Below are 25945 nucleotides of genomic sequence, written 5' to 3'. Positions count from 1 at the left end.
AATTGACAGAAGCATGAATACAATTAGAACTACAATCTTCCCCATAACAACCTCTATTTATTTCACATCAAAAGACCATTACTAATAACCATACCCTCTCCCTCCTGTAGGTGCTCCTGCCATTCCAGCTCCGGTCTGAAGACCTTTCCCCATATACGCTCCGTCTGAGTTATTCATACCAGCAGCAATATTTGAACTTGGACCTATTTTAGGGAATGTTTACACCACAAGGTAGTCCGGAAATTTAAGCATTGAAATAAGATACAGGCTTATGTTTCATTACAACCTACATTGTTAGGATTATTTAGTATTTAAACTAAATTTTAAACATCAAGGTACTTCCTTGTGATTTTATTTAGAACCACAACAAACAATTTAATTATTTACAGACATAGTTATTACACGATTATGCAAGAGAGCTGTTTATTAAAAATATGTATACCGTTACACTGTAGGAGGAGATATAAAGACTGGAATAATGCACAGATCATCATGCTAGGAAAGGCAGCTCCCACGTTGAAGCTGCCGTGTTGTGACTTGTTTCGGTAATGAGTGCTCTTAGCCAAACACCGTCTGCGCCCATCGGGCTAACCCTGCGGTGACCGAGCCAAAGTAGTTCCCACTGACAATGGGCACATTGGGTAATTGAGCTTCTAGTGCTTGACGCAAGAAAGGTGAACGCGCGCTGCCGCCCGTCATAAAGATCACATCGGGCTTTTTAGATGCTTGTGCCATTACCTCGGTCACCAGATCCATCATCTTCTGTGTTGGCGTATCAACCGCTTCAATCATTTGTTGCAGATCGATATCCATTTTCAGCATTTCAGACGCCACTGGCATTATTAATGAGTGCTTATCAGAATCCGATAGCTCAATCTTAGTTTCCTCTGCTTTACGCACAATTTGATAGCCGAGGGTATGTTGGTATACCGCCAGCAAACGCGCCAGCTTTTCAGGCTCCTGCGCTTCTTTTTGCAGTAACTTTAACGCTTTTAAGTTCGCCACTTCATAGAAGTCTTTTTGGGCGACCACGTTATTAATCGCAATCGGATTCCAGAACTGAGTGATTGGCATATCCACCCCTCGGCTCTTAGACGAACTTAATACTTGTGATCCATTCATTTGAGAGCCTAGCCCAAACAGTGGCATGATTTGTTTGAAGGCTAAGTAAATATCCAGATCGTTGCCGCCAACACGTTGGCCACTGTGACCAAGTAAGCTTTGCGTTCTATCGGTTTGGTTTTGCCAATCAGGCCCCATATCAATAAGAGAACAGTCGGTCGTACCACCGCCAATATCCACCGCCAACACGGTTTGATTCGCCGTTAAGGTGCTTTCATATTCCAAACCTGCGGCAACCGGTTCAAACTGAAATTCAATGTTCTTAAAACCGGCTCGCGTGGCAGCGTGGCGTAAAATCCCTTCCGCCTGACGGTTTGCATCCTCGCCACCTCGACCATGAAAGTTAATTGGACGACCTATCACCGCTTGCTCAATTTCCGCTTGAGTGGTGTTTTCAGCTTGAGTTTTGATGTTCTTCATCATGCTGCAAACCAAGTCTTCAAAGAACACCAATTGGGTTTCATGCAGCCCACTTGCCCCTAAAAAGGATTTCGGAGATTTCACATAATAGACGTCTTGGGGATCGAGCAAATACGTATCTAGCGCTTGTTGTCCAAATTGAACATCGCCACGTTGTAATTCGATATCTTCTTCACGATTAAGATTAATAGCGCGACGCAGAACTTGCTCACCTAAAACATCTTTAGGCTTGGTGTCCATAAAACGGAAAAGATATTCACTGACCGACTCACGCGTTGGCGCGCAAATGGTAGAGGGAATGTAATGACTTGAGTTTTCAAGTGGGAGCAGCTTAGGCGCTCCATTTTCCATAATGGCAACAGAGCAGTTCGCCGTTCCATAATCAAAACCAATAAACATCGCCACTTCCTAACCATTCACATTTGAAAAAAGGCGGTGATAGTAACGTATTTATAGAAAAATTGGCAGATATACCCACCATCATACAGAGCCGTTTTTGATTTATTCCATTGTCTTTCTGGTTAATATTTTCACGCCCCGCACTTTTGCTGATTAAATATTGTACAAACCTATTCTCTGTACTAGTTCTTATATTGATAATTATAAAAATAAGAACCTAAAGGACAGATAAATGAAAAATAAATTATGCATCACTGTTTTATTATTCACATCCACACTCTTTTCCCTGCAAGCCCATAGTAGTAACGCCACTAAATATCCAATCGTTTTAGTACATGGTTTATTTGGGTTTAATGATATTTGGGGGATAGATTACTTTTATAACATTCCTCAAACGTTAAAACGCAGCGGCGCTCAAGTTTATATTGCAAGTGTATCACCGGCGAATTCCAGCGAAGTTCGTGGTGAGCAACTTAGAACCTATATACAAGCAGTATTGGCACAAAGTGGTGCGAAAAAAGTGAATATTATCGGCCACAGTCACGGTAGCCCAACCGCTCGTTATGTCGCGAGTGTCAGCCCTGAAATGGTGGCATCGGTAACCTCAATCGGTGGTGTTAACTGGGGAAGTACATTTGCAGATGTTTTGCGTAAAACAATCCCAACGGACTCTGCTCTCGAAAATATTGCCAGCCAAGGTTTTAATGCATTAGCGACTGTGATTAGCGGAGTCTCAGGACAATCGTTACCAGCATCAAGTTTAAATGCCATGGATTCACTCACCACTCAGGGCTCCATTTTATTCAATCAATCTTACCCTGAAGGCATACCGTCTCGTTATTGTGGCAGCACACCAAGTAAAGCTCAAAATGGCGTGCATTATTTCTCATGGTCTGGAGCCAAACCCGCCACCAATGTATTCGATATTTCCGATCCAGTTTTGTTTATCACCAACCAAACTTTTAGCGAGAAAAATGACGGCTTAGTGTCGAGTTGTAGCTCTCACTTAGGGCAAGTGATTAAGGATGATTACCGCATGAATCATTTGGATGAAGTTAATCAAACCTTTGGGTTAGTCAGTTGGTTTGAAACCAACCCAACGACCCTATATCGCAAGCATTTAGATCGCTTACAACGTTTAGGTCTGTAATCTATGCCATTTAATTTATCTAGGGCAATCCCTGCGGTTGCCTTCATTAGCTTAGTGAGCTTAATGATATGGCAATGGCCCAGCGACCGATCACAATCAAACGTGGAAAATGCCCATAGACCAAACGGCCCTATGCACGCTACACCTGTGATGAAAACCGATAACACATCGTCAAAGGCCATGTCTGAACCTACGATTAAGCCGGATATCCAACCTCTAACTAATAACGATTTACTGCTGTCACTGGCATTACGATGGCAATTAGACGATGTCATCTATGCCTTTCAACAAAATCAGCAATCGATCGAGCAGCAACTAACGGCACTGGCCGATCAGCTGCAACTCTCTAAGCTGGCTACCCAAGCATTATTTAATTTGTTTTATCGATATCAAGATTACACCAAAGCACTTGCCAATCTTAAACTGGATAGTCCAGATATTACGGTAGATATTCCACATGAGACCGCCATCGAATTCATCGACAGCGCACACCAACTGCAATTCACTTATTTTGACCAAGTAGAAATCGATGCCTTTTTTGGACAAAGTAATCAATATGATCAACAAGCTTTAGAGCGCCTAGCCATCCGACAAGATCCAACCTTAACCGAGACACAAAGGCAATCGTTGATTAGTAATCAAATCCAGCAATTGTCGCCTGAAGATCGACAAGTATTGGCCCCAACGGTACAAGCGGATCAGATAATGAAATACATAGAGGGAGAAACACAGCAATTGGATCGTTTAGATAGTGATGCTTTAGCGCGAGTGCAAACCTTAAAAATTGAAATTCAGCAATGGCAAAAAAAAGTTGGGGATTATTTAGAATTAAAAATGAAATTAGAAAGTGGGGTTGTGGCTCAAGATGAAATAGACCGCTATGTAGATGAACATTTCACACTCAATGAGAAGCGCCGCTTAACCGTCTATGTGCAAAATCCACAATTATTAACCCAATAACAATTATTCTTACTCTGTTTGGCGAGGGCAATCTGCACAAAGCTCTCGCCCTTCACAGCGATACACCATACAACAAGTGGTGCGAACATAGCGCCATTTGCTTTCCACTAAGTCATAGTGAAGTGAATCCATCGCTTTGGTCGATAATCCAAATGCTTCGAGCCAACGCTTGGCATGTTGAGGAATATAGTCTTGTGGTAAATCTTTATGCAGATCTTGCAAGCGCAGCAAGGCCATCAACAACATATCCGCCAGTAGGTGCTTAGTGAAACCCGGGCGAATACGAACTTGTTCATCCAATTGAGTTCGATAATGCTCTAGTAATGGCATCAATTCTTTGGCGGCAATATCAATTAGCTCTTCGGTGCTGCCATCGTGCATTGGGGTATTGTGTAATTTGAACCCTGCTACAAAATTCGCATCCCCTCTCCACTGCTGCGCCATTTTCGACATAGACGGCAAGGCATGAATACCATAAATACTAATAAAACTAATATAGACAGGCTGCCAGACAAGCAAAGTCCAAGTGCGGTTTAACCAATAAGGATGACCCGCCTCGGGATGAGACAGCTTTAATTTTGAATAGATATCTTGCAGTAATTCTTGATTGTTCTTATCTGAAAACAACCAATCATCATGATGCTCATCATCCATAAGATCATCATGCAATAATTCCCCTCGAAGATAAGGCGTTACATGGTCAGCAAAATGAAAAAGCTGTTGGTATCTTGGATCACTCACGGCGAAGGCTCATCAAACAAAATTAAGTTAAACGCAATGATACTGATTTTCATTTAGATTACAAAGGGAATATTCAAGAAGGTTAATTGAAGATAGCTTTCGTGGTGGGTTAACCACAAGCCTTCGGCGTCCAACCTTTTGTCGACAGTAATATTCCGAAAACTAGGAACGAGTTATCCGGTATCTCTCACACCAATGAAACTAACTTGAAAGCGAGATCCCGCATCTTCTTTGCTTAGGCTCATGTGTGGAATGACGACATTCTTAATCTCCGTCTGAACCAAAGGCAATACAGTATCCCCTAGCCCAGACTAGAAATAATCGAATACCATTAGACATATAAAAGAGCTAACCTAATGATCAGCTCTCTTCAATTCAACATCTAAACCATCTTAAAAATTATAATCAAACTTCAATTCAATGGTTCGCTCTTCACCATACCAACAGTTCGCTGTGTCATAACAACTAAACGTATCTTTATCAAAAACGTTATTAACACTTAGATTAACCCCTGCCCCTTGTAAATCATCGCTCAAGCCACTTAAATCATAGCCAAAAGATAAATCCATTACGGTATATGCAGGAACGGTATCGGTGTTCGCCGCGTCCATTTCACGTTCACCAATATAACGCGCACCGGCACTTAAACGTGTTCCAGAGAAAATACCGTCATAAAGATAGTAATCGGTCCATAACGTTGCCGCATTTTTAGGCACATAAATTGGCGTTTTACCTTCAAGCCCCGTGGTATCTTTAGTGATTTCCATGTCTGTATAGGTATAGCTGGCTGAAATATCCCAATTTGAAGTCAGCGAGGTGCGCCCTTGCAGTTCTAAGCCTTGTGAACGAATTTCACCAACTTGTATCTTATCTTGATAATCGACACTATCCGGATCGGCAACCACCACATCACTCTTAACAATATGGAATACCGAAGCTGTCATAGAGGTCGTGCGGCTTGGCGATAAATACTTCACACCACCTTCAATTTGTTGCCCGATTGATGGATCGAATGCATCACCATTGGTATCAACACCAGCTGCTGGCTCAAAACTGGTTGCGTAGTTGACGTATGGCGACCATCCACTATCAAATTCATACAATGCCCCCACACGGTATGAGAAGTTATTTTGATCAACTTCAGTCACACTGCCTACGTAATCACTGGTCGATTTATAGTTATCGAAACGCCCACCAGCCATAACCACCCAACGATTAATGCGCATTTGGTCTTGGAAATAAAAGCCTAGTTGCTCTGCGGTAATTTCATCAATATACACACCTAATTCCGTTACTTGAGAACGATCAATTTGGTTATTATTTGGGGTAAACACATTAAAGCTAGGCGCTGTATACCCGCTACCATAACCATAACTTGTGTAATTTGAGCTACCTTTTAAATGTTGATAATCGACACCCACTAATAAATTATGCTCGACCTCGCCAGTCATAACTCGACCAGATAACTGGTTATCAATAGTAAAGCCTTCCGACTCTTCATCTGTACTGTAAATGTAACGTTCTAGGTTACCGGTTGTTGGATCCCAACCGCTTGCAGTGTGATAAGTATTTTCTTGATAAAGATCGGCTTTCATAAAGCGAGCATTTTGTAAGAACGACCAATTTTCATTGAAAGAATGATCGATTTTATAACCCGCCATCCAGAACTCACGTTCAAATTGGCTCCAATTTTTATCACCCATTGAAGCATTTTTATCAATTTTTCCATTTGGATTATCAAACACAGATCCTGAAGCGGGCATAGCTGAGTTCATACCCATATTTGGATCGTTCTGATAATAAAAATTGAAATTTATAAGGGTGTTATCAGACACGTACCAATCTATCGAGGGTGCAAAGACGTAACGTTCTTCTGTGGTGTAATCGACTTGGCCATCACGATGAGAAGCGGAACCAATTAAACGATAGTACACATCAGAATCACCAAACTGCCCCGTAGTATCAATCGTCGCTTTCACTAAATTACGCGAACCCGTTGCTAAAGAAAAATCAGTATTACGTTCTTTTTGTGGCGATTTCGCAATCAAGTTAACCATACCACCGGGAGGCATTGCGCCATAAAGTACCGAACTCGGGCCTTTAAAAACCTCAATACGCTCAAGGGCAATCGGATCAATTTGTGGTTGCAGATTCCAGCCTGTTAAGTATTGAAGAACCAACCCATCGTAATACATCTGGTTATTTTCAAAACCACGGATGTTGTAATTATCGTACATGGTGACACTGCCACCTTTAAGCTCAGCATTGACCCCTGGTGCATAACGAAGTGCTTGTTGAACCGTTTCCGCTCCACGTATGTCAATGGCTTCAGAATCAATCACTGTAATTGCTTGCGGTGTTTCTTCTGGCTCTAATGTCGTTTTAGTTGCAGTATTACGATAAGTTTGGCCAAGTACCGTAATGGTTTCTTGTTGATTATCAGCGGTGCTTTTTTCTGCCGCATACAATGAAGGGGCAGTAAGCGCACTAGCAACGGCAAGCGCTAGAGGTGCAACCATATAATTTTGTTTTTTCAACCCATTTAAGCGAGGCATTTTCCATTCCTAAAAGTTCGTCAATATCAATTAACGATAATCATTATCATTTATGTTGTGAATGATAACGATTTGCAATAAAGGAAAGTTAACAATTTGGGGCATGTTAGGCGCTGTAGGGAACTTTTTCCAGAAACGGAATTATTGTTGATCAATTTCAATATGACGAAGCGTGATTAAAAGGATGAGACGAAGAAGATAAGGTGAGCACGTTAGTTAACGGGTGATGATGGATACATACAGTAAGGTTCATATTTTACTTACTCAATTGGCAACCAATACTCCATATAGGCATCTTCACTATCCAGTTGATAATTTTCTGAATAGATTTCTAACTCAAAGCCATCCACCCCACTGTAACCACTTTGTGGCAACCAACACGTAAAGAACCATTCCAGTTTTGGTTTTAAACCTTCAATCGGTCCTCTATGTGGCAAAACTGCGTATTCTTGTTTAGGAATAACGATTGATGGAAGGCTTCCATAAGTTTGCTCACTCACCGCTTCTGCTGCCCAATAAGTTAAATGATCGGCGCCAATGGTAAGCGTATCTATTACCCCATAGCGTATGGGCCTTAAAGGCGGCTCATCGACAGGGTGAGATGATGTTTTTAACAGTTCAAATTCACGCCAAATACGAGGCACTGATTGCTGGAAGTCAGGCTGATCAGAAAATAAACCGGATATTTCGCCATGATGCCCAGCTAAAGCAAAGGCATCTTTATGCTCAATCCTTATATGGGTAAAGTGGGGAATCGATTGAAGATCCGTTCGCTCCTGATCATGATTTGATGCAGAGGTAATAGGTTGGCGTAATCCTGTGCGAATTCCGCGCTTACGGTAATCACGTGGCGAGCAACCAAAGAATTGTTTAAATGCTCGGCTAAAACTCACTTCCGAATTAAAACCAAAAGAAAGCGCAACATCCAACACTCTTTCAGAAGAATTATCGAGTAATTGTTCTGCGGCGCGGCTTAGCTTTATTTCTCGAATATACTGCGCCACATTAACACCGGTTTCAGCTGTAAACACTCGCTGTAGTTGCCAACGCGACCAACAACTTTTTTGGGCTAAATCATCAAGAGATAGAGTTAAAAAGAGATGCTCATGAATAAACTCCAACACTTTTTCTATGCGGGTAAAGTGTGCTGTTTTGGCACTACATCGCGTTGGCTGTTTCATGAAGATCGTCGCATCATTAAGATGAAGCACCTTGTTTCTCTAACTTATTTTGTAAATAAACAATCCAAGTTTGAGCGGAATCAGAAGGCAAAACTTCATTTAAACGCTTAGCTTCAGCCAGTGCATCATTGTATTTTTCTAAACGATACAGTAAACGAATTTTCGCCAAGCTAAACTCTGTTTTATCCGCATAAGGCTTCGCTTTATCAATCACTTTAGCGGCATTGTCATATTGCTTTTGTTGAATATACAACTGAGTTAGCGGCCAATAATATTTAGCATTTCTCTGCGCTAAAGTATTCCAAGCGTTTATAGCTTGAGGCCATTCTCTTGCCATTTGATAATAGTAAGCCTGCGTTTTTTGGTTATCTTGCGTTTGGCTATCAGGATAAACTTTAAACATTTCCTCTAAAATCCGAGCGCCACGTTCTGGAATTTTATTTTGAGCGTATAACTGAGACAGGGATTTATAATCGGCTGCAGTAAAATCAAGGTTATGTTTTTTCGCTAAAGCGTAAGTATCCAGTGCAGACTGATTTTTCCCTTGCTGAAGTTGAGACGAAATTTGTTGCTGCCACCAGCCCTTATTATTCGGCTCAATGCGAATCAAGTTACTTAGCGTTTTTTCAGCATTACCCCACTGCTTTAATCTCAATTCAGCAATAACTTGCATACGTAATGCTTGTAAACGCTTTTGCGCATCAGGCGCTTTATATTTCATAACCCAACTACGTACTTGTGCCCATTGCTGTTGTTGGTAATAAGCAGCAGCTAAACGAAAATACACTTCATTAGTGTCTTTGTTGTATTGAGTTTTTTCTGTTGAGCTTGGCGTATACTGAATCGCCAAGGTATGACGATACTCTGAAACGGCACTGGCGTAATCTTGCTGAGAATATAAGATATCACCCAACATACGGTTTGTTTGCCACTGCGCTTTGGGCTCTAGTGCTTTTAAGTTAACCGATTGGCGTAATGATGAAATAGACGATTTAGGTTGCTCGGCTTGCCAGTAATAAATACCCAATACTCGATTAACAAACGCTTTATCGTAATCGGTACTTGGATCAAAATCCTTCAGCACCTGAATCGCTTTCGACAAATGCTCATTTTGAGCAAGCTCACTCGCTTGGCTAAGCTTTTTCCCTGCATACGGCGTAAGGCCTGCCGCACTAGCCGATGGTGTGACAACCATTGCACTGATCATTAAGCATAACAACGCCACACCTTTTTTAAAGATGGTAGGTCCATGTTCATTATTTTGAAATTGCGTTAAAAACATCATCATTATTGGCTAATCTTAAATTCAATTTTCACTTGCTGACCACCCTGCTTAACCGCTTTGCCACCTTCAATTTTCGGTTGATATTTCCACCCTCTTAAGGCTTGGATTGCCGACCGAGCAAACGCTTTTGTCGGTTCAGCTTGCACCACTTCTATGTCTTCAGGTTTACCTTGCTCATTAATGGTAAAGGACATCACTACAAAACCCTCCACTCGACGCTTTAATAAACGCGCAGGATAATTTGGCTGAGCACGGTACAAAGGCATAGCCTGTTGCTGCTGACCAATCCCTTGAGTTAATCCTTCTGCAATATTGTTGCTCACATTATTACTAACGTTGATGCTCGGCATATTGATGGCAACACCTACATCGCTAAATGCCATATTCATATCAATCGATGCATCAGGAGCTTGAACTTGAGGCATCGGTGCTGAAGCGGTTGCCGGTGTCGATAATGATTGAGGTTGCTCTGGAACTTTTGGCGGCTCTGGCAATTTTCTCTGGCGACGCTGAGATTGTGAATCTTGCTCTTGCATCACCATATCGAACGCCATCGGTGCTTGATCGTCTGACATACCAGTTTTTACACTGCCAACCATCCAAGACATAAAACAAAACAAACCAATGGCTGTAGCAAGCCCAAGTGGGATGGCAACCAATAATCGAAATGAAGACCGATTCATGCCACTGGCTTTACTGTTGTCGAGTGTCATTACCATCATCTCTCTACGATTTGTTTGCAGTCGCGAGTGCAATTTTAACGATCCCCGCCCCTTTCGCGGCGTCCATTACTTCCACCACCGTACCGTTATAAGCGTGTTTATCCGCTTGAATCACAAGACTGGCATCGGGTTTATCGATCACTAACTTCTCTAATGCTGCGCCAACACGTTCCACATCGACTCTGCGTTTATCAATATAGACATCGTTAGCAGCCGTCACAGCAATAAAAATACCTGCATCTTTTTGCGCGGTGGCATGTGAGGCTTGTGGCCGATTAACTTCTACCCCAGATTCATTCACAAATGAACTGGTCACAATGAAGAAAATCAACATGATAAAAACGATATCAAGCATCGACGTTAAATCGACTTGTGCTTCTTCTTTTGCTTTTGTGGGACGAACTAATCTCATTCGCCGCTCCTTAATTGTTGTTCTAAGTGCATTTCTTTACGAGTCGCCACTTTCACTAATCGAGAATGAGCAAACATACCAGCTAATGCGGCAACCATGCCTGCCATCGTTGGTAAAGTTGCCATCGAAATCCCTGATGCCATTAATTTAGGATCACTGCTGCCTGAAATTGACATCAGGTCAAACACAGTAATCATACCGGTTACCGTACCAAGTAGGCCTAACATAGGGCATAAACTCACCAAAGCTTTAATCAAATCTAAATGCTGAGTCAGCATGACATGGGCTTGTTGCAGCATTCCTTGCTTTTGCGCCAAGGCATACCATGAATCATGTTCCTTTCGTTGTTTCCAATCTTCAATCCAAGTAGCTTTCACGTCACGATAAGAGAAACTAAGAAATAAAATACGTTCAATAATCAGCACCCAGCAAAGCAATACAATCGCCGCTAGCCACCACAACACTTGCCCGCCCCCAGCCATAAACTCCGCCAAATTAGACGAAAGTAAGTTAGGGAAATAAGTAGACAGCCAAGCCAACATTACGCGTTAACCTGTGCTGATGAGCTTAATGCATCAGATTCCGCTTCTGCGCGGCTGGCTACTAAGCTGACACCTTGTTTTTCCAAGGTATTACGGATCACTTCAGCACGGTTAGATAAGATATTGTGCGCCAGTAGCAATGGCATCGCCGCCACTAAACCTAATACTGTTGTGATTAATGCCATTGAAATGCCGCCCGCCATCACTTTCGGATCACCATTACCAAATTGAGTGATCACCTGGAAGGTTTCAATCATACCGGTTACAGTACCCAATAAGCCTAGCATTGGTGCTAATGCAGCAAATAGTTTCAACATAGATAAACCACGTTCTAGACCTTGTTGTTCATCAAGAATACTTTCTAATAAACGCAGTTCTAACGATTCAACCGATTGTTTTTTCTCTTTGTTATACACGCTAAGAATTCGGCCTAATGGGTTATCTGTTGGTGTTTCAGGTTGTTTTAATTGTTTTGAAATCTGTTGTTGGATCATCGCAAGACGCACACCACGAATCGCCGCAATCACTAAGCCTATCAACAAAATAACAATAATAACTTTCCCGACAATGCCCGCTTGATCAATACGCTGCATTAATGTTGGTTGATGGGCATATTGCTCTAACATCACGCCACGCGTCGGGTCTATTAAGATTGCTTGTTTAGGCTCGGCTTGTAATCCAGATAAGCTTGGAGTTTCTGAAGGTAATGCTAAATAGTTAAAGGCTTGCTGACGAGCAAAGTCCCATTGCACATAACCGTGTTCTGATAACAATGCCATATCACCAATACGCATTACTGGCAGCTGAGTAGTTTTACCATCGCCTTCCACAAAAGGAACAGACGTAAGCAATAATTCGCTGCCTGTGCGAGCTTTGTAGTCCATCGCTTGCCATAATTGCGTTAATAACTTTAACGAAGGCAACGCATCGGTGCTAATCACTTTATCAAGCTGCGTCTCAAAGGCTTTACCTTGCTCGGTAAGCAATGAGTCTTGATAACTGAGTTGTACATCTTTAGCAGCTTGGCGAACCACACCAAATAACTCGCCTAAACTGCCTGTGGCGAGTTGAAGCTCTTTTTCTTTATCCGCCAAAACTTCTTCGTTAGCCGAAAATATTTCACCCAATTGAGTGTTTTTTTGTTCGATTTTTGCCAACTGTTTCGCAAGACGATCACGCTGAACCGTAAGTTGAGCACGCTGCTCGGCGCTTAACGCCACACGTTGCTGATTATGAGCATTTTCTGATACTTGGTCTGCTTTAGCTTTATTATCTAGACTCGCCAGATCATCTGCCGATACTTGAAAAGCCGTGCTTGCTAAAACCAAAGAAGTGAAGAACAAGGTAAACGTACGAGGCATTGTAGATAAAGACAACATTATTTTGCCTCCTGAGCGGATACTGAATTCTCAGATGAATTTCTTGCCTGTGTAATTGAAAGTGGCAATGTCAGTAAGCTTGGCGCTTGTTGTTTCGTCGCCATCGCGTACGCTTTAGTAATTTCTGCGCTTTGATCGGCACTAACATCTTGCCATTGCTTATCTGCTTGTGACCACAACCAAGCATGCTGCGCATCTTTACTGCGAGCCAATAAAGTGACTCGGCCAATGTACAATAAATCCACTTGGCGACTATCATTACCCGCTAATTCAATCGAGCCTTCGTAAGTCCCTAATTTAGATCCGTAATCCAATTCAATTTGATAAGCCTCCAGAATACGACGGTACTTTTCAGCATCAGAAATATCAGCGCGTCCCATTAAGGTTTTCAGATCATCCAAACGCTTTTCACGGCTGTCTAATCGGACGGGAACCCCTTGTTCAATAAGGGCTTGTAAACCATCAATCATGTGATACATCAATGGCACAACACCTTGACGTGTATCGGCGATATCCACCAACTGCTCATCAATATTGGCCTTTTCTGATTCTTGGCTTGCCACTAATTTCTTAAGATGAGTTTGATACAAAGATAAGTTATCCACTTGCGCTTGAAGCTGTTCTACTTCGGCTTGCAGTTGGAAGCTTTGGTCTGAATTGGCATCAATCTTCTTTTGAGCATTGGTTGCATTTTGATTGGTTTGACGCTCAATGTTACGCGCATTATCTAAAGAATCTGCCGATGCAGAAAATGACAAAACAGCAAAACAAGCCAGCACCAGACCTTGAAGGCGGGATGTCGACTTCGCCGAAAACGGCAATAGTGTTAATGATGGAAACAGCATGATTATGTCCGTGTTGTACTAAAATAGGTCAGGTAAACTCACCAATTTGAATGAGTCCACAATTCTATCTCATAAAGACACAAAAGTTAATGATAATAATTACCATTAAGAGTAATGGAGAAACTACATTGATTTACATCAAGTTATTTGAGGATTACAGCGTAATATAAAAATAACAAAAGCTACCGATCTCTCAGTAGCTTTAGGCATTAAATAGGGCTTTTATCTAATTCAAAAACCTAAGATTTAAGTTAAAGATTTTGTTCTTCTTGTTTCCAATTCCGCATATAAATGCTCAGTAAAGAAACCATGCATTAAAAAGCGCTGCCCTAAGTTCCACGGCCCAACAAAATACAGCGGATACTGGTTATAAGCCATATTCGATAAAGATGGATCTCCGATGATTTGGCCAATTCGAATCGCAATAGACTGATCTAAATTGAAGCCATTAATCGCGTCTCGGTACTCTTCTTTGGTCAGTAGAAGACAAAATAAACACATAAACAAAGCATGAGCACTTTCAAAATCTAAAAATTGGGTTCTGCGCTCTTCTACTTCAAACTCATCCATATTAATAGGCTGCCAGTGTTCCCATTGAATATGAGATTTGGGGTTGTATAGCTTTTGCCATTCACCTAAATCAGCAAATGTATCGAATAAATGCTGATCATGATCAACAAAGCTTGCACCTAGCATGTCTTGAATAGTTTTCGGGTACAAATTCACTGGCTTTAAGTTTTCATTGTGCTGGGTGTCACTATTGGCAATCAGGAAATTTAAGATATTCGATTCCGTCGCATAATGTCTAAGAATTAATAAGTTGGCTTCTTTCTTCACGAAATGAATGCAAAACCAACAAATCAACTTTTGTAGTAGTTGATGTGCACTAAAGGCCGGTAATGGAAGTCGCTTAAACAGCCAAACCAAATGCAATAACATGACAAAAATGACTTGAAGCACCGGTCGGACGATCCAACGAAGTGGGTTGTTTAAATCTTTCAACCATAGTTCAACCGCCACTTTTTCAATCGGTAATGAATTGTCTACAGCAATCGCTCTCATCATGGCTGAATAAGGTTTAGACATCGATTTCCTCCAACTGCAATGCATATAAACGCCCAACTACTCTTGCGGTTCGCGTGATGGATTTTAATTGCTGATCATTCTGACAAACTCTGTCGATCAATTTATACAGTTTCTCTAAATGCTCTTGATCGTTCTCTCCGTGGTATTGCATAAATTGCGTACAGCTTTTATCGCTTTTTAAACAAGATTGAATTTGCTTTGCCCAACCGTTCGCCATTTTGTGTCCGAGACCTTCAATTATCCACATCGCGCCTATCATGTCGATGGGGTTAGGCTGGCTGGCTCGGTGCATCATAAACGCATGCAAAGCTTCAGTTCCGGCATTGCGATCATACCGTTGAATATCTTCTCGCTTGCCTCCTACATTGATATAGTCTTGCTCTAACACCAAATAATCTCGATGTTCATCTTTGGCATGCTGAATAATTTCAGAACGTACATCACTATAGTCTCGATCAAAACTGGACGCGGTACGGCTGATCCAACGTGAACCTTCAATCACTTGCTGACGCATATTAATCAATAAGCTTCGATAGTCTTCTTCATCAAACTGCCCTTTCTCAAGCCTTGAAATAATGGGAATACGCCCAAGTTGACGCTCAAAATCAAACCATATTGTCATCAATTTTTGTAAACATTGTTGGCCTTGATCACTAATGACGTGGTTGTCCATTTATCTTTCCTCTTCAACAACGGTTAATTTCATATAGGCATTATTAAATCGACCGCTTTCCGGCACCATGCAGAGAATACTGTCACCTACTTGATATTTTTGTGTACGTCGAAATTCATCTAACATAATAAAAATAGAAGCACAGCCAGTGTTACCGCGATCATACAAGTTGGTGTACCACTTATGCTCAGGCACTTCACAACCGGCTCTCTTCAACATATCAAAGATGGGTTTACGGAAATAATCCGAAGAATAATGACAAAGCAGATGATCGATTTCATCGACCTGAATTCGCCCTTCATCAATTAACCGCAGAAAGCCATCCACACCGAGTTTAACGATGTTATCGAGCAAGCGAACATCTTGACGCAACAAGATTGCACCCGCAGCTTCAGCTTGTGCGTAATTTGGGTAGTCCTGCCAACTGGTAAAATATTGATCTTGCTTTGCACCTATTTGCCCAACAGACATGCAAACTGGGTAAGCATCAGCATGGGAGAAACTGCGAATCCAATCAATCTTAAAACATTTCCCTCTCGGTTTCGTTTCAAGTAACAGTGCTCCCGCACCATCAGATAACATCCAACGTAAAAACTCGGCATTAAAATCCAATTGAGCGTTAGCTGCTTCATATCGACTGGCTTTAAATAACCTAGATGCAAGCTCACTCGCCACCACCATGGCATTGGTATGTTCACCTGCCAATAAATGTGTATAAGCCACTTTCAATGCCATTAAACTACTTGAGCAAATCCCATGGCTAGAATGTATTTCAATATCAGATAAACCAGTTTCTGCTTGAACCATTGAGGCAAAACCAGGAAGCACCAAATCACCTTGGCTGGTCGCCGCACTTAGCATTTGAATTTTACGTGTGCCTAGATAACTGTGAGAGAGGCAATTTTGAATGGCTTCTGCTGCCATTTCTGCATTGGATATATAGGTTTTATGATCCCGTGTAATGGCATAGTGTCGAGATTGAATTCCATTGGAAGCTAATATGCGTTTCTTTAATCGACTTGGCTTACCGAAAACTTTACCTAATATATCCTCCATTTGATCATTTGAAATTGGTTCACCCGGTAAGTAATGCCCCGTAGAGGTAATATAAACATCCATATTAATATCCTTTAAGAACTTGATTTGAGCCACTGACGTAAGCAACGAATGTTTTCTTCAAGATAAGGAAAGACACAAATAACCACCATGAAGGTAAGGTAAGTCGGTAAAAACCAAGTTCCACCATGCTGATCGTCCATGGGCACGAAATGCATCTGGCCTTGCCAATTCAATTTCACCAGATCCACCACAACCGGCCAGTTAATGACCATAATCAACGCCAACATATACAAAGGCAGTGTGGCTAAATAACTATGAGCATGCATTTCCCAAATGCTGATGTGCCGTTTTCCTGTCGCATAAGCCACATCCCAATGCGCAATGAATTCATGCAAAAGCCAAGCAAAAATACAAATAATCAAAATAAGTACGTTCACTCGATACACCAAACAAAACAATATCGGAATACCGACTTGAATGCCCATCAGGCTATGCATCAATGATTCTTTTAAGCCGGAGGTCACTTCAATTTTCGTCGCACGATGACAACACCAATCAACAAACCCTGCCACGCCCCATAACGGCAAAAAAAGAAACAATAAAATATTGATCAGGACTTGAGAAGTATCCATGCATGATGTCCCTTTATGACTAAATCAAATCACTATGCCAGTACGCAAGAGGTGTGTCATACAAAACTAATGGCTTTGATAGTAAAGTCTCATAAAAGTGTGATATTTTTGAAAATGTCGAATAAACAAGAATTAAAACAATAAGATAAGAAATACCCTATAGAGAAGAGACAATGAAGCCACTGAAATTCAGTGGCTTCATTGTTTTTAACTGGCTAACACTTACAGATTAAGCGTTAGCTTCACGCTCAGCAATAAAGGCTAATGCCATTTTGATACGAGCAATCACGCGCTCTTGACCAATCAATTGCATTACCGCATCTACCGATGGCGATTGACCGCCGCCAGTGACTGCAACGCGAAGTGGCATACCGATTTTACCCATGCCAATTTCAAGTTCCGCACACACAGCCTCAATCACACCATGAAGATTTTCTGTGCTCCACTCGGTTAATGCTTCAATTTTGCTCAGCGCTAACTCTAATGGTCCTTTAGCGACGCCACGTAAGTGCTTCTTAGCTGCACCCGCTTCAAATTCAGAGAAATCTTCGTAGAAATAACGAGACTGTTGCGCCACTTCAATTAGCGTGTTGCAACGCTCACCCACCAAAGCAATCACATCGGTAATCGCAGGGCCATTAGCTAGGCTAATTTCTTGCGCATCTAAATGCCATTGTAGGTATTTTGCGACATACTCAGGCTCTGAGGTTTTGATGTAGTGGTTGTTTAACCATAACAACTTATCCGTGTTAAATGCAGACGCTGATTTGCTGATCCCATCTAGGCTGAAAAATTCAATCATCTCTTCTGGAGAGAAAATTTCTTGATCGCCATGTGACCAACCTAAACGCACTAAGTAGTTATTCAAAGCGTTTGGCAAGTAACCTTCATCACGGTATTGCATAACGCTTACTGCGCCATGACGCTTAGACAGCTTAGCGCCATCATCACCCAAAATCATTGCACAATGCGCAAAGGTTGGAACGGGTGCACCAAGTGCTTGATAGATGTTAATTTGACGAGGCGTGTTGTTGATATGATCTTCACCACGAACCACATGCGTAATGCCCATATCCCAGTCATCGACCACAACACAGAAGTTATACGTTGGAGAACCATCAGTACGACGAATGATCAAATCATCTAATTGGCTGTTAGCGATTTCAATGCGGCCACGGATTTGATCTTCAAAAACAACGGTACCCTCTTTCGGGTTACGAAAACGAATAACGCAAGGTTCACCATCGGTTGCGGCTTCATTCACGGCAACAATTTTAGGGTGGTTAGCATCGTAACGCGCCATTTCTTTATTGGCTTCTTGCTCTGCGCGGATCTCGTCGAGCAATTCTTTCGATGCGTAGCATTTATAAGCTTTGTCTTCCGCTAGCAGTTGATCAACCATTTCATTGTAACGATCAAAACGTTTGGTTTGGTAGTAAGGACCTTCATCCCAATCTAGCCCCATCCACTTCATGCCTTCTAAGATCGCATCCACCGCTTCTTGGGTTGAACGCTCGATATCAGTGTCTTCAATACGTAAAACAAATTCGCCACCTTGGCTTTTGGCGTATAACCAAGAATAAAGCGCAGTACGTGCACCACCGACATGAAGATAGCCTGTTGGGCTCGGAGCAAAACGTGTTTTAACCGTCATTAAAATTACCTTATCATTCTTTTACAAAGCAGATTTAGAAAGAAGTTTTGCCGATTGAGCGCCCCACAGCAAAATGGATAGGAACTCGCTGGCAAAAAGATGCGGGCATTCTAACACTCAAAGCTAACCACTAAAATAGCTCAGCAGAAAATAACAAACCAAGCAGCGGCATTAAAAGCAAATAAATAAAAAGGGAAACACACATCGCGTGGTTTCCCTTTGATAACGCTATATTCAGTTTAGGATCGAGCCTTTATATGCCCTTCTTACTTGAAGGTGCAACTTTGTTGATGCCATTCATATTGGCCGACATGATGACAAAGGCTCTTTTTATAAAGCGATTATTTGATACCGAAAGGAATCGTTAATGTCACTTTTAAGTCGTTCTCATCTTGGAAGGCATTCGAGTAACCAACCCAGTTGTCAGCGTTTGAATCGTTAACATAATGAGTATAGTAAATACCGAAGTTAGCACCTTCTAATGCGCCGCTTTGAATCGCATAGTTCACAAACGCACTACCAGAATATTCGACTAACTCATCGTAACCATCGGCTTTCGCTCCAAAGGCGTAAACTCCATTTACACCCATAACAAAACCAGGTGCACCAAGGTCAGAGAAGTCACGTTTCAACTCACCAAAGAAACCAAGTTCGTTATCGTGGTTGAAATCCGAACGGTTGTTCCACCAAATATCATATGCACCGTTTGAGCCACCGTATGCTTCTGTTAAGCGATACGCTAAGTTACCTACATTACCGCGAGTATTTTCAGAATCAGCAGAAGTATAAGTACTTTCTAGACGTAAGCCATACTGGCCAAAGGTTTTCGCACTTAAGAATGCCAACTGAAAGGCTGTTTTATCGTATTGGTTATTATCTTCAACAATATATGCTTGAGGAGAGACATACCAACCACCATCGGTTGTCCATTTGAATTTAACGTGGGCATTTTTACGATCGCCTTCCGTTAAACCAGCATAAGCGGTATCTAACACCATTTTATCGTTAATGGTGTAAACCATACCAATAGAGTATGCATCACCTGCATCTTTGGCTGTTGGACCAGTACCAGTGCGGAAAGTGTATTGTTTCTTGTACCAAGGAGCACGGTATTGATCGGCATATACGAAACCTAGTGCAACAGGACCAAAGTTTGCACCAATCTCACCACCTTCATAAGTACCAGCAGCGTAAGACCAGTTCACACCCATTGCTGTCGGAACCGTTGGCTGGAAATAACCACCACGAGCCGTAACATGCTCACCAAATTTAAACTTCACTGCTGCCGTTTGGAATGCACCGCCATTGTCAGTACAAGACGAATCCCAAGTGCCATCACACCCTGTATTGGTATTTGGCGCCATATCATAAGGGTTGTTTACATTCCAAAAGTTCATTTCATGATCTGGTGAGCCGTTGTTCCACATATCAAATGTGGTATAGACATTGACATCTAAGCCGACAACATCTTTTGCGTAGCCTGAACGAATATCAAGACCCGCATAAATCGAACCGTGATCTAAATTGGTTGATTTTGGTGTTTGGTGTCCATTGGCATCAATCGAGGCACGAGTACGATCTCGCATCCAAATATTAATGCCGCCATTAATCGTCGCATCTTCAAAAAAACCGCCTTCATACGGTTTTTCCACTACACCTTCACCAACAATTGCTGGGTCATTAGGTGCTACGTCATCAGCCGCAATAACGCTTGTTGAGTATGCTGTCATACCAAATAGTAAAGAGGAAACAGCCGCCCCTACTAGTGTTCTTTTAAATACCTGCTTCATATGTCACCCCTATTATTTTTATTAACGAAATGAACTTTCCGTTTCATTTCGTGTCTTCGTTTCGATTTACGGGTGCATAATGCCATCTTTTTTTTAGATGAAAATTAAATAACAACGAAAACTTGACCTTGCTCAATTCGAGTGAAATATAAAAACTTATTATCGATAAAATACAATGAGTTAGAAACTTATAAAAACATATAAATAAAAATTAAACGCTGCAACCTTGCCAATACCCACTAAAATACAATGATAAACGTGACTAACATCACTGTCTCATTTCGTAATGAAACACTCCTTCCTATAAGCACAAAATAAAAAATTTGAACTCATTCGCAAAAACTCTTACGTAAAAAACGTCAATTTCTAAATTATCAACACGTTATGGAATTCAGGCTTTATCTTTAACCTTAGCAATCGATCCACTTAAATTGAAAAAATGGCCTCTACACCTCTAGCTTATAGAGCTTAATTCCCCTTTAAAATTAACAAAGAACAACATCATAAAAGTAGGAAATTAAATTAAAATATCGCCTTGACCTTGACTCGATGGGAAGGTTTATAGTTCAAACATCAAGTAAGGAGTTCGATATGGTCAATTATCAATTACAACTGCACGGGCTCAATTGCATGGGTTGTGCTAAAAAAGCACGCAATGCATTTGAATCTCTAGACAACACGACAGTATTAGACATTTCAGCTTTACAGGCGCAGGTACAAACCACTGCCTCGTTAGACGAACTGAACCAAGCATTGTCATCTCTCGGCTACCAAGCATTCCAAACTCTGCACTTTCAATTAAGTGGGTTAAGTTGTGGGCGCTGTGTAAACAAAGTACAAGAATCGCTCAATAACACAGACTCTATTGACCAATTTGACGTGGATAAAACTTCATTAAAAATCACCAGCCAACTTGAAGCCGACACTATTGTGAAATTGATTTCGGATTTAGGCTACCAAGCAGAACTCGTTGCGATAAAGGCGAAACTCGATCCAAGTGATCATGAAGCAACAAAAGAAGTCGAAGTACAGAAAACCGAAATAGAAAACCTTCAAAACGACAACTCTGCACAAGCAAGTTCAACTCAGCAATATCAACAGTTTCTTATTTCCGGTATGACATGCGCCAGTTGCGTATCTTCGGTTGAAAAAGGCATTAATAAAGTTGATAGCGTCCAACAAGCTCAAGTGAACTTAGCCGAGCAGACCGCTTGGGTGATCATCGACCCACAATTCACTGACCAAGCGCTCGTCGAACAAGAACAACTCATCATCAATGCGATTAAGCAAACCGGCTATCACGCAGAAATCATAAAGAATGATGATGAAATGAGAGCGCAACAACAGCAACAATTTGAACACGACTTAAAAACTCACCGCCAAAATGCCATTGCAGGTTTGATTGTCGGCGTTCCATTAATGGCGTGGGGCATGTTGGGCGGCAATATGATGATCAATTCGGCCACCGATCAGTGGGCGTGGGGAATCATCGGCATCCTTTGCCTTATTTTACTCGCAACGGCGGGAAAACCTTTCTTTAGTAATGCGCTGCAAGCCCTCAGCCATAAACGCGCCACCATGGATACTTTGGTTGCTTTAGGTACTGGTGCCGCTTGGTTATATTCCATTATGGTCACCTTATTTCCTGACTGGTTTCCAACTCAAGCTCGCCATGTTTACTATGAAGCAAGCGCTATGATCATCGGCTTGATCTCGTTAGGTCACTACATAGAAGCCAAAGCAAAAGCCAGAACCAATGATTCATTGCAAAGCTTGATTAACCTTCAACCAAAAACCGCCATTGTGATTATTGAAGGTAAAGAAACCAGCATGCCGGTGAATCAAATACAGGCTGGAATGCATATTCGCGTCAAACCCGGAGACAAAATGCCAATTGATGGCAAGGTGATCAGCGGTGAATCGTATGTGGATGAATCTATGCTTACTGGAGAACCGATCGCCTGCATGAAAAATGTCGAAGACCATGTTTTTGCAGGTACCGTCAATCAAGATGGTAGCTTAATCATAGAAGCAACTATGGTGGGCGAACAAACCAGCTTAGCCAGAATTATTCAATTGGTTCGACAAGCTCAAAGCAGTAAGCCTGCATTAGCAAAACTGGCCGATAAAATTTCTGCCGTCTTTGTGCCGGTGGTGATCGCCATTGCCTTGTTTGCGGCTGCCATTTGGTATGTTGTCGGCCCAGAGCCTCAAATCAGTTATATGCTCGTTGTGGTCACTACGGTATTAATCATTGCCTGTCCGTGTGCGCTTGGCTTAGCCACTCCACTATCTATTACGGTTGGCGTTGGTAAAGCCGCTGAAATGGGAATACTGATTAAAAATGCCGAAGTACTGCAAACCGCAAGTCAAATTCAGACCGTCGTATTTGATAAAACAGGCACACTCACTCAAGGTAAACCAAGTGTTCAACAAGCTTTTTATTTTGATGATAACGGCGCGGTAAGCGAAGGTAATGCCGAGGATACCACCAACAACGTCAATTTACTTTCTGCGGTGTATAACATTGAATCTCAATCTGAACACCCATTAGCACAGGCGGTTTGCCAATACATTGACGGCAATATCTCCACAGTTAATAAAGAGGTTTCCATCCATGATTTTAAAGCCGAGCGAGGTTTAGGCGTTAGCGCTAAGTGGAATCAATCTGAAATACTGATCGGTAGCCCGCGTTATTTAACGGGAAAAAATGTCGATATGACAACGGGCACAGAAGCACTAGCAAGCTTAAACCAGCAAGCTCACACCCCTATTGTGGTTGCTATTAATGGGAAACTGAGCGCTGTATTTGGTGTTGCAGACCCCATTCGTGACGATTCAAAACAAACCATTTCTGCACTTAAAGCGCTTGGTATTAAAGTCGTCATGTTGTCGGGCGACAGTAAAACCGTCGCGGAATTCATTGGTCAACAGTTAGGCATCGATCAAGTGATCGCTGAAGTTCTGCCTCATGAGAAAGCCGAAAAAATCCAAATGTTACAGCAAGAGAATGGCTCTAGAATTGTTGCTATGGTTGGCGATGGCATTAACGATGCCCCTGCACTGGCTCAAGCAGACGTTAGTATTGCCATGGGAAGTGGTTCTGATGTTGCTATTGAAAGCGCGAGCATGACACTTTTAAACTCATCACCGATTGCACTGGTCAATGCCATCGCACTATCCAAAGCAACATTAAGAAACATCAAACAAAACTTGTTAGGAGCCTTTATTTATAACACCTTAGGCATTCCTATTGCAGCAGGTGTTTTATATCCTGCTTTTGGCTTCTTACTCAGCCCAGTAGTGGCCGGGGCTGCGATGGCATTATCTTCAATTACCGTCGTAAGTAACGCCAACCGATTAAGGTTATTTAAACCCAAAGACAAGTAATCCGTCGATCTTTCCATAATAAAAAGACCAATGGGTAAGGTAAACAAGTAGACTCTTACTTGATTACCTTGCCCTCATTCGTAATGATGGAGACTCAGTTTGGGATACATTAATGCATCACTGTCATAAAGGCCTTCTATGAAAAATTGGTTGTTCAACATCGTTTCGTTACTTACCCTTTCTACTACAGTATTTAGCACAGCCTTGTATGCTGAGCCGATGGTTTGGAAAGCAACCAAAGGTGAGCAACAATTAATGCTCATCGGCACAATCCATATCGGGCAAAAAAGCATGTATCCATTGCCTAGCCAATTAGAACAATTCATGAAACAAAGCTATGGATTAATATTAGAAGCGGATGTGAAAGCTAACCCGCCCAAAATCGACTTTAGCGAATCGACCTTAACCACGGATGTACTCAACGCTGAACAAAGGAAAAAACTGGAAGAAATCGCCACTGAATTGAAACTCGATAAAACGGTACTTTTACACTTACCCCCATGGCTTGCCTCTCTCAGCATTGAAAACCAAAAATTTCAGAGCTTAGGTTACGATTCAAATCTAGGTGTCGATATGATTTTGTCTGATCAAGCTGAAGCACTTAAATTACCTTTACTCACGTTTGAAACATTGCAGCAACAGTTAGACATGCTACAAAATTCACCCGAAGATGGTAAAAGCTTATTACTCGATTCACTCGGAAACTGGCATGAGGACAAAAAGTTTTATCAATGCATGATCCAAAACTGGCAAGATGGCGATAAGAATGGGCTTCTCAAATTACTATCACTTGCTGAATGGGATAAGGAAACTATGCAGTCTTTACTGTACAACCGTAACCAAACTTGGAGTGATAAAATTCAAGACCCAAGCTTCTTATCACCAAACGGTCGCTATGTCATTGCAGTTGGCACTCTACATCTGATTGGTGAAAACAGCTTAATAGAACACTTAGAAAAACAAGGTTATAGAGTTAAGCTCGTCACTAAAAGCACAACGAGTAACTGCCTAAATTAAACCACGATTTTACTGATATTTTTATTCAGCCGAAACAATCAAATTATTACGATTATCTCGGCTTTTACGGATTAGCTCATCCCCTGCTTCCACATTGGAGGTTTTTGCTAAGCGATCGTAAAGTAATACATTCACCGTCGCTGCTAAATTCATACAACCGACCGTTGGCACGTATACTACTGCATCGGCTTTTGAGACCACGCTTTGTTCAATGCTGCCATCTTCAGGGCCAAATACATACAAAGCTTTTTCTGGATGCTGAAACTCAGGCAATGGAATCGCCCCTTCGGCTAATTCTACACACACTATTTTAGTTTCAGGCTCTAACCCCACCAACATGTCATCAACACGATCTAAAGGAATATGGCGAGCCACGCTTTTGGTATCGGTATGAAACTTAGCCGCCTTATCATAACGTACCCCTGTATAACGAACCGCATCGACTCGATAACAACCCGATGCACGCATAACAGCGCCGACATTCGAAGGGCTTTTAGGGTTAGTTAAACCAATGGTGACATAGGAAATTGAATCAGACATAGAGGGATCATCGTAGAAAAAAGAGGCGGAATAATAGCAGATGTTCGTAACTTGTGTCTCGGATTTCGAGTTTCGAGTTTCGAGTTTCGAGTGAATTTTAAATCAGACATTCCCGATTTGTCAGGCTAAATGCAAAAAAAACTCTGCATTGCTGTGAGGCTTATTTTATATGGTCAGTGAAGAGCTAAGATTCTAATTCAAGCGCCCCCCGACCCGTCGGAGTTAAAAATGAAAAAGGCTCTGCATTTCTGCAGAGCCTTTTTCTTTATATGGTCGGTGAAGAGCCAAGATTCTAACATCAGGCGAACCCCCGACCCGTCGGGGCTTAAATGCAAAAAAGCCTCACATTGCTGTGAGGCTTTCTTTAAAAGTGGTCGGTGAAGAGGGATTC

21 protein-coding genes are annotated in these 25945 nt (G+C 41.8%); 4 read left to right on the top strand and 17 right to left on the bottom strand.

Annotated features, from left to right (window positions below; translation table 11 throughout):
* Positions 1-558: 558 nt before the first annotated feature.
* Entirely contained in the window at positions 559-1941 is a 1383-nt protein-coding gene (gene yegD / locus A1QC_RS10395) for a molecular chaperone (RefSeq protein ID WP_017026054.1), read from the bottom strand.
* Positions 1942-2173: 232 nt separating this feature from the next.
* Here yegD and A1QC_RS10390 point away from each other — a divergent pair, with 232 nt between their 5' ends.
* Both A1QC_RS10390 and A1QC_RS10385 read left to right on the top strand, forming a co-directional pair.
* Complete coding sequence (locus A1QC_RS10390) at positions 2174-3091, top strand: lipase family alpha/beta hydrolase (RefSeq protein WP_017026053.1); 918 nt, start codon at positions 2174-2176, stop codon at positions 3089-3091.
* Between the two features lie 3 nt (positions 3092-3094).
* On the top strand, positions 3095-4051 hold the full coding sequence (locus tag A1QC_RS10385; protein WP_017026052.1) for a lipase secretion chaperone: 957 nt from the start codon (positions 3095-3097) through the stop codon (positions 4049-4051).
* Positions 4052-4060: 9 nt separating this feature from the next.
* Here the strand turns inward: A1QC_RS10385 and A1QC_RS10380 are convergent, their stop codons facing one another.
* From A1QC_RS10380 to A1QC_RS10310, 15 genes are all read right to left on the bottom strand, one after another.
* On the bottom strand, positions 4061-4792 hold the full coding sequence (locus A1QC_RS10380; protein WP_026025944.1) for a siderophore ferric iron reductase: 732 nt from the start codon (positions 4790-4792) through the stop codon (positions 4061-4063).
* Between the two features lie 392 nt (positions 4793-5184).
* Complete coding sequence (locus tag A1QC_RS10375) at positions 5185-7347, bottom strand: TonB-dependent siderophore receptor (protein ID WP_017026049.1); 2163 nt, start codon at positions 7345-7347, stop codon at positions 5185-5187.
* Positions 7348-7607: 260 nt separating this feature from the next.
* On the bottom strand, positions 7608-8528 hold the full coding sequence (locus A1QC_RS10370) for an AraC family transcriptional regulator (protein WP_026025942.1): 921 nt from the start codon (positions 8526-8528) through the stop codon (positions 7608-7610).
* Positions 8529-8544: 16 nt separating this feature from the next.
* A complete protein-coding gene (locus tag A1QC_RS10365) occupies positions 8545-9816 on the bottom strand; it encodes a tetratricopeptide repeat protein (RefSeq protein ID WP_017026047.1) in 1272 nt (423 codons plus the stop codon).
* Positions 9816-10526: an energy transducer TonB gene (locus tag A1QC_RS10360; RefSeq protein WP_241796591.1), complete on the bottom strand. Its 711-nt coding sequence runs from the start codon at positions 10524-10526 to the stop codon at positions 9816-9818. The genes A1QC_RS10365 and A1QC_RS10360 overlap by 1 nt, the downstream gene beginning before the upstream one ends.
* Positions 10527-10539: 13 nt before the next feature.
* The gene (locus tag A1QC_RS10355; protein ID WP_017026045.1) at positions 10540-10947 is read right to left on the bottom strand and encodes an ExbD/TolR family protein; all 408 of its coding nucleotides are present in this window, start codon (positions 10945-10947) and stop codon (positions 10540-10542) included.
* The gene (locus A1QC_RS10350) at positions 10944-11489 is read right to left on the bottom strand and encodes a MotA/TolQ/ExbB proton channel family protein (protein ID WP_017026044.1); all 546 of its coding nucleotides are present in this window, start codon (positions 11487-11489) and stop codon (positions 10944-10946) included. The genes A1QC_RS10355 and A1QC_RS10350 overlap by 4 nt, the downstream gene beginning before the upstream one ends.
* A complete protein-coding gene (locus tag A1QC_RS10345; RefSeq protein ID WP_017026043.1) occupies positions 11489-12868 on the bottom strand; it encodes a MotA/TolQ/ExbB proton channel family protein in 1380 nt (459 codons plus the stop codon). The genes A1QC_RS10350 and A1QC_RS10345 overlap by 1 nt, the downstream gene beginning before the upstream one ends.
* Entirely contained in the window at positions 12868-13713 is an 846-nt protein-coding gene (locus A1QC_RS10340; protein ID WP_017026042.1) for a DUF3450 domain-containing protein, read from the bottom strand. The genes A1QC_RS10345 and A1QC_RS10340 overlap by 1 nt, the downstream gene beginning before the upstream one ends.
* 246 nt (positions 13714-13959) lie before the next feature.
* Complete coding sequence (locus A1QC_RS10335) at positions 13960-14799, bottom strand: DUF6999 family protein (protein ID WP_017026041.1); 840 nt, start codon at positions 14797-14799, stop codon at positions 13960-13962.
* A complete protein-coding gene (locus A1QC_RS10330; RefSeq protein ID WP_017026040.1) occupies positions 14792-15472 on the bottom strand; it encodes an iron-containing redox enzyme family protein in 681 nt (226 codons plus the stop codon). The genes A1QC_RS10335 and A1QC_RS10330 overlap by 8 nt, the downstream gene beginning before the upstream one ends.
* Positions 15473-16591: a beta-ketoacyl-ACP synthase III gene (locus A1QC_RS10325; RefSeq protein WP_017026039.1), complete on the bottom strand. Its 1119-nt coding sequence runs from the start codon at positions 16589-16591 to the stop codon at positions 15473-15475.
* A gap of 11 nt (positions 16592-16602) precedes the next feature.
* Positions 16603-17163, bottom strand: coding sequence for a hypothetical protein (locus A1QC_RS10320; RefSeq protein WP_017026038.1), 561 nt, complete (start codon positions 17161-17163; stop codon positions 16603-16605).
* Between the two features lie 229 nt (positions 17164-17392).
* Entirely contained in the window at positions 17393-18817 is a 1425-nt protein-coding gene (gene gltX / locus A1QC_RS10315) for a glutamate--tRNA ligase (protein WP_017026037.1), read from the bottom strand.
* A gap of 341 nt (positions 18818-19158) precedes the next feature.
* Positions 19159-20607, bottom strand: coding sequence for a hypothetical protein (locus A1QC_RS10310; protein WP_017026036.1), 1449 nt, complete (start codon positions 20605-20607; stop codon positions 19159-19161).
* A 591-nt stretch (positions 20608-21198) separates the two neighbouring features.
* On the opposite strand from A1QC_RS10310, the gene A1QC_RS10305 reads away from it, so the two are divergent.
* Both A1QC_RS10305 and A1QC_RS10300 read left to right on the top strand, forming a co-directional pair.
* Positions 21199-23997, top strand: coding sequence for a cation transporter (locus A1QC_RS10305; protein WP_017026035.1), 2799 nt, complete (start codon positions 21199-21201; stop codon positions 23995-23997).
* A gap of 138 nt (positions 23998-24135) precedes the next feature.
* Positions 24136-25014, top strand: a complete 879-nt coding sequence (locus tag A1QC_RS10300) for a TraB/GumN family protein (RefSeq protein ID WP_017026034.1) — start codon at positions 24136-24138, stop codon at positions 25012-25014.
* Between the two features lie 21 nt (positions 25015-25035).
* Here the strand turns inward: A1QC_RS10300 and A1QC_RS10295 are convergent, their stop codons facing one another.
* Positions 25036-25554: an RNA methyltransferase gene (locus A1QC_RS10295; protein ID WP_017026033.1), complete on the bottom strand. Its 519-nt coding sequence runs from the start codon at positions 25552-25554 to the stop codon at positions 25036-25038.
* Between the last annotated feature and the right edge of the window lie 391 nt (positions 25555-25945).

This window comes from Vibrio rumoiensis 1S-45, assembly GCF_000286955.2.
Lineage (GTDB): Bacteria > Pseudomonadota > Gammaproteobacteria > Enterobacterales > Vibrionaceae > Vibrio > Vibrio rumoiensis_A.
The sequence above is the reverse complement of the archived record's forward strand: the minus strand, read 5'-3'. Positions and strand labels throughout refer to the sequence as shown.

Bases quoted from the DNA above. Each gene is read 5' to 3' on its own strand.
- A1QC_RS10295 (WP_017026033.1), bottom strand. From the start codon at position 25,554: ATGTCTGATTCAATTTCCTATGTCACCATTGGTTTAACTAACCCTAAA.
- A1QC_RS10360 (WP_241796591.1), bottom strand. From the start codon at position 10,526: ATGACACTCGACAACAGTAAAGCCAGTGGCATGAATCGGTCTTCATTT.
- A1QC_RS10340 (WP_017026042.1), bottom strand. From the start codon at position 13,713: ATGCTGTTTCCATCATTAACACTATTGCCGTTTTCGGCGAAGTCGACA.
- A1QC_RS10310 (WP_017026036.1), bottom strand. From the start codon at position 20,607: ATGAAGCAGGTATTTAAAAGAACACTAGTAGGGGCGGCTGTTTCCTCT.
- A1QC_RS10350 (WP_017026044.1), bottom strand. From the start codon at position 11,489: ATGTTGGCTTGGCTGTCTACTTATTTCCCTAACTTACTTTCGTCTAAT.
- A1QC_RS10355 (WP_017026045.1), bottom strand. From the start codon at position 10,947: ATGAGATTAGTTCGTCCCACAAAAGCAAAAGAAGAAGCACAAGTCGAT.
- A1QC_RS10305 (WP_017026035.1), top strand. From the start codon at position 21,199: ATGGTCAATTATCAATTACAACTGCACGGGCTCAATTGCATGGGTTGT.
- A1QC_RS10320 (WP_017026038.1), bottom strand. From the start codon at position 17,163: ATGGATACTTCTCAAGTCCTGATCAATATTTTATTGTTTCTTTTTTTG.
- A1QC_RS10390 (WP_017026053.1), top strand. From the start codon at position 2,174: ATGAAAAATAAATTATGCATCACTGTTTTATTATTCACATCCACACTC.
- A1QC_RS10375 (WP_017026049.1), bottom strand. From the start codon at position 7,347: ATGCCTCGCTTAAATGGGTTGAAAAAACAAAATTATATGGTTGCACCT.
- A1QC_RS10370 (WP_026025942.1), bottom strand. From the start codon at position 8,528: ATGAAACAGCCAACGCGATGTAGTGCCAAAACAGCACACTTTACCCGC.
- gltX (WP_017026037.1), bottom strand. From the start codon at position 18,817: ATGACGGTTAAAACACGTTTTGCTCCGAGCCCAACAGGCTATCTTCAT.
- A1QC_RS10365 (WP_017026047.1), bottom strand. From the start codon at position 9,816: ATGATGATGTTTTTAACGCAATTTCAAAATAATGAACATGGACCTACC.
- A1QC_RS10330 (WP_017026040.1), bottom strand. From the start codon at position 15,472: ATGGACAACCACGTCATTAGTGATCAAGGCCAACAATGTTTACAAAAA.
- A1QC_RS10300 (WP_017026034.1), top strand. From the start codon at position 24,136: ATGAAAAATTGGTTGTTCAACATCGTTTCGTTACTTACCCTTTCTACT.
- A1QC_RS10385 (WP_017026052.1), top strand. From the start codon at position 3,095: ATGCCATTTAATTTATCTAGGGCAATCCCTGCGGTTGCCTTCATTAGC.
- A1QC_RS10325 (WP_017026039.1), bottom strand. From the start codon at position 16,591: ATGGATGTTTATATTACCTCTACGGGGCATTACTTACCGGGTGAACCA.
- A1QC_RS10345 (WP_017026043.1), bottom strand. From the start codon at position 12,868: ATGTTGTCTTTATCTACAATGCCTCGTACGTTTACCTTGTTCTTCACT.
- A1QC_RS10335 (WP_017026041.1), bottom strand. From the start codon at position 14,799: ATGTCTAAACCTTATTCAGCCATGATGAGAGCGATTGCTGTAGACAAT.
- yegD (WP_017026054.1), bottom strand. From the start codon at position 1,941: ATGTTTATTGGTTTTGATTATGGAACGGCGAACTGCTCTGTTGCCATT.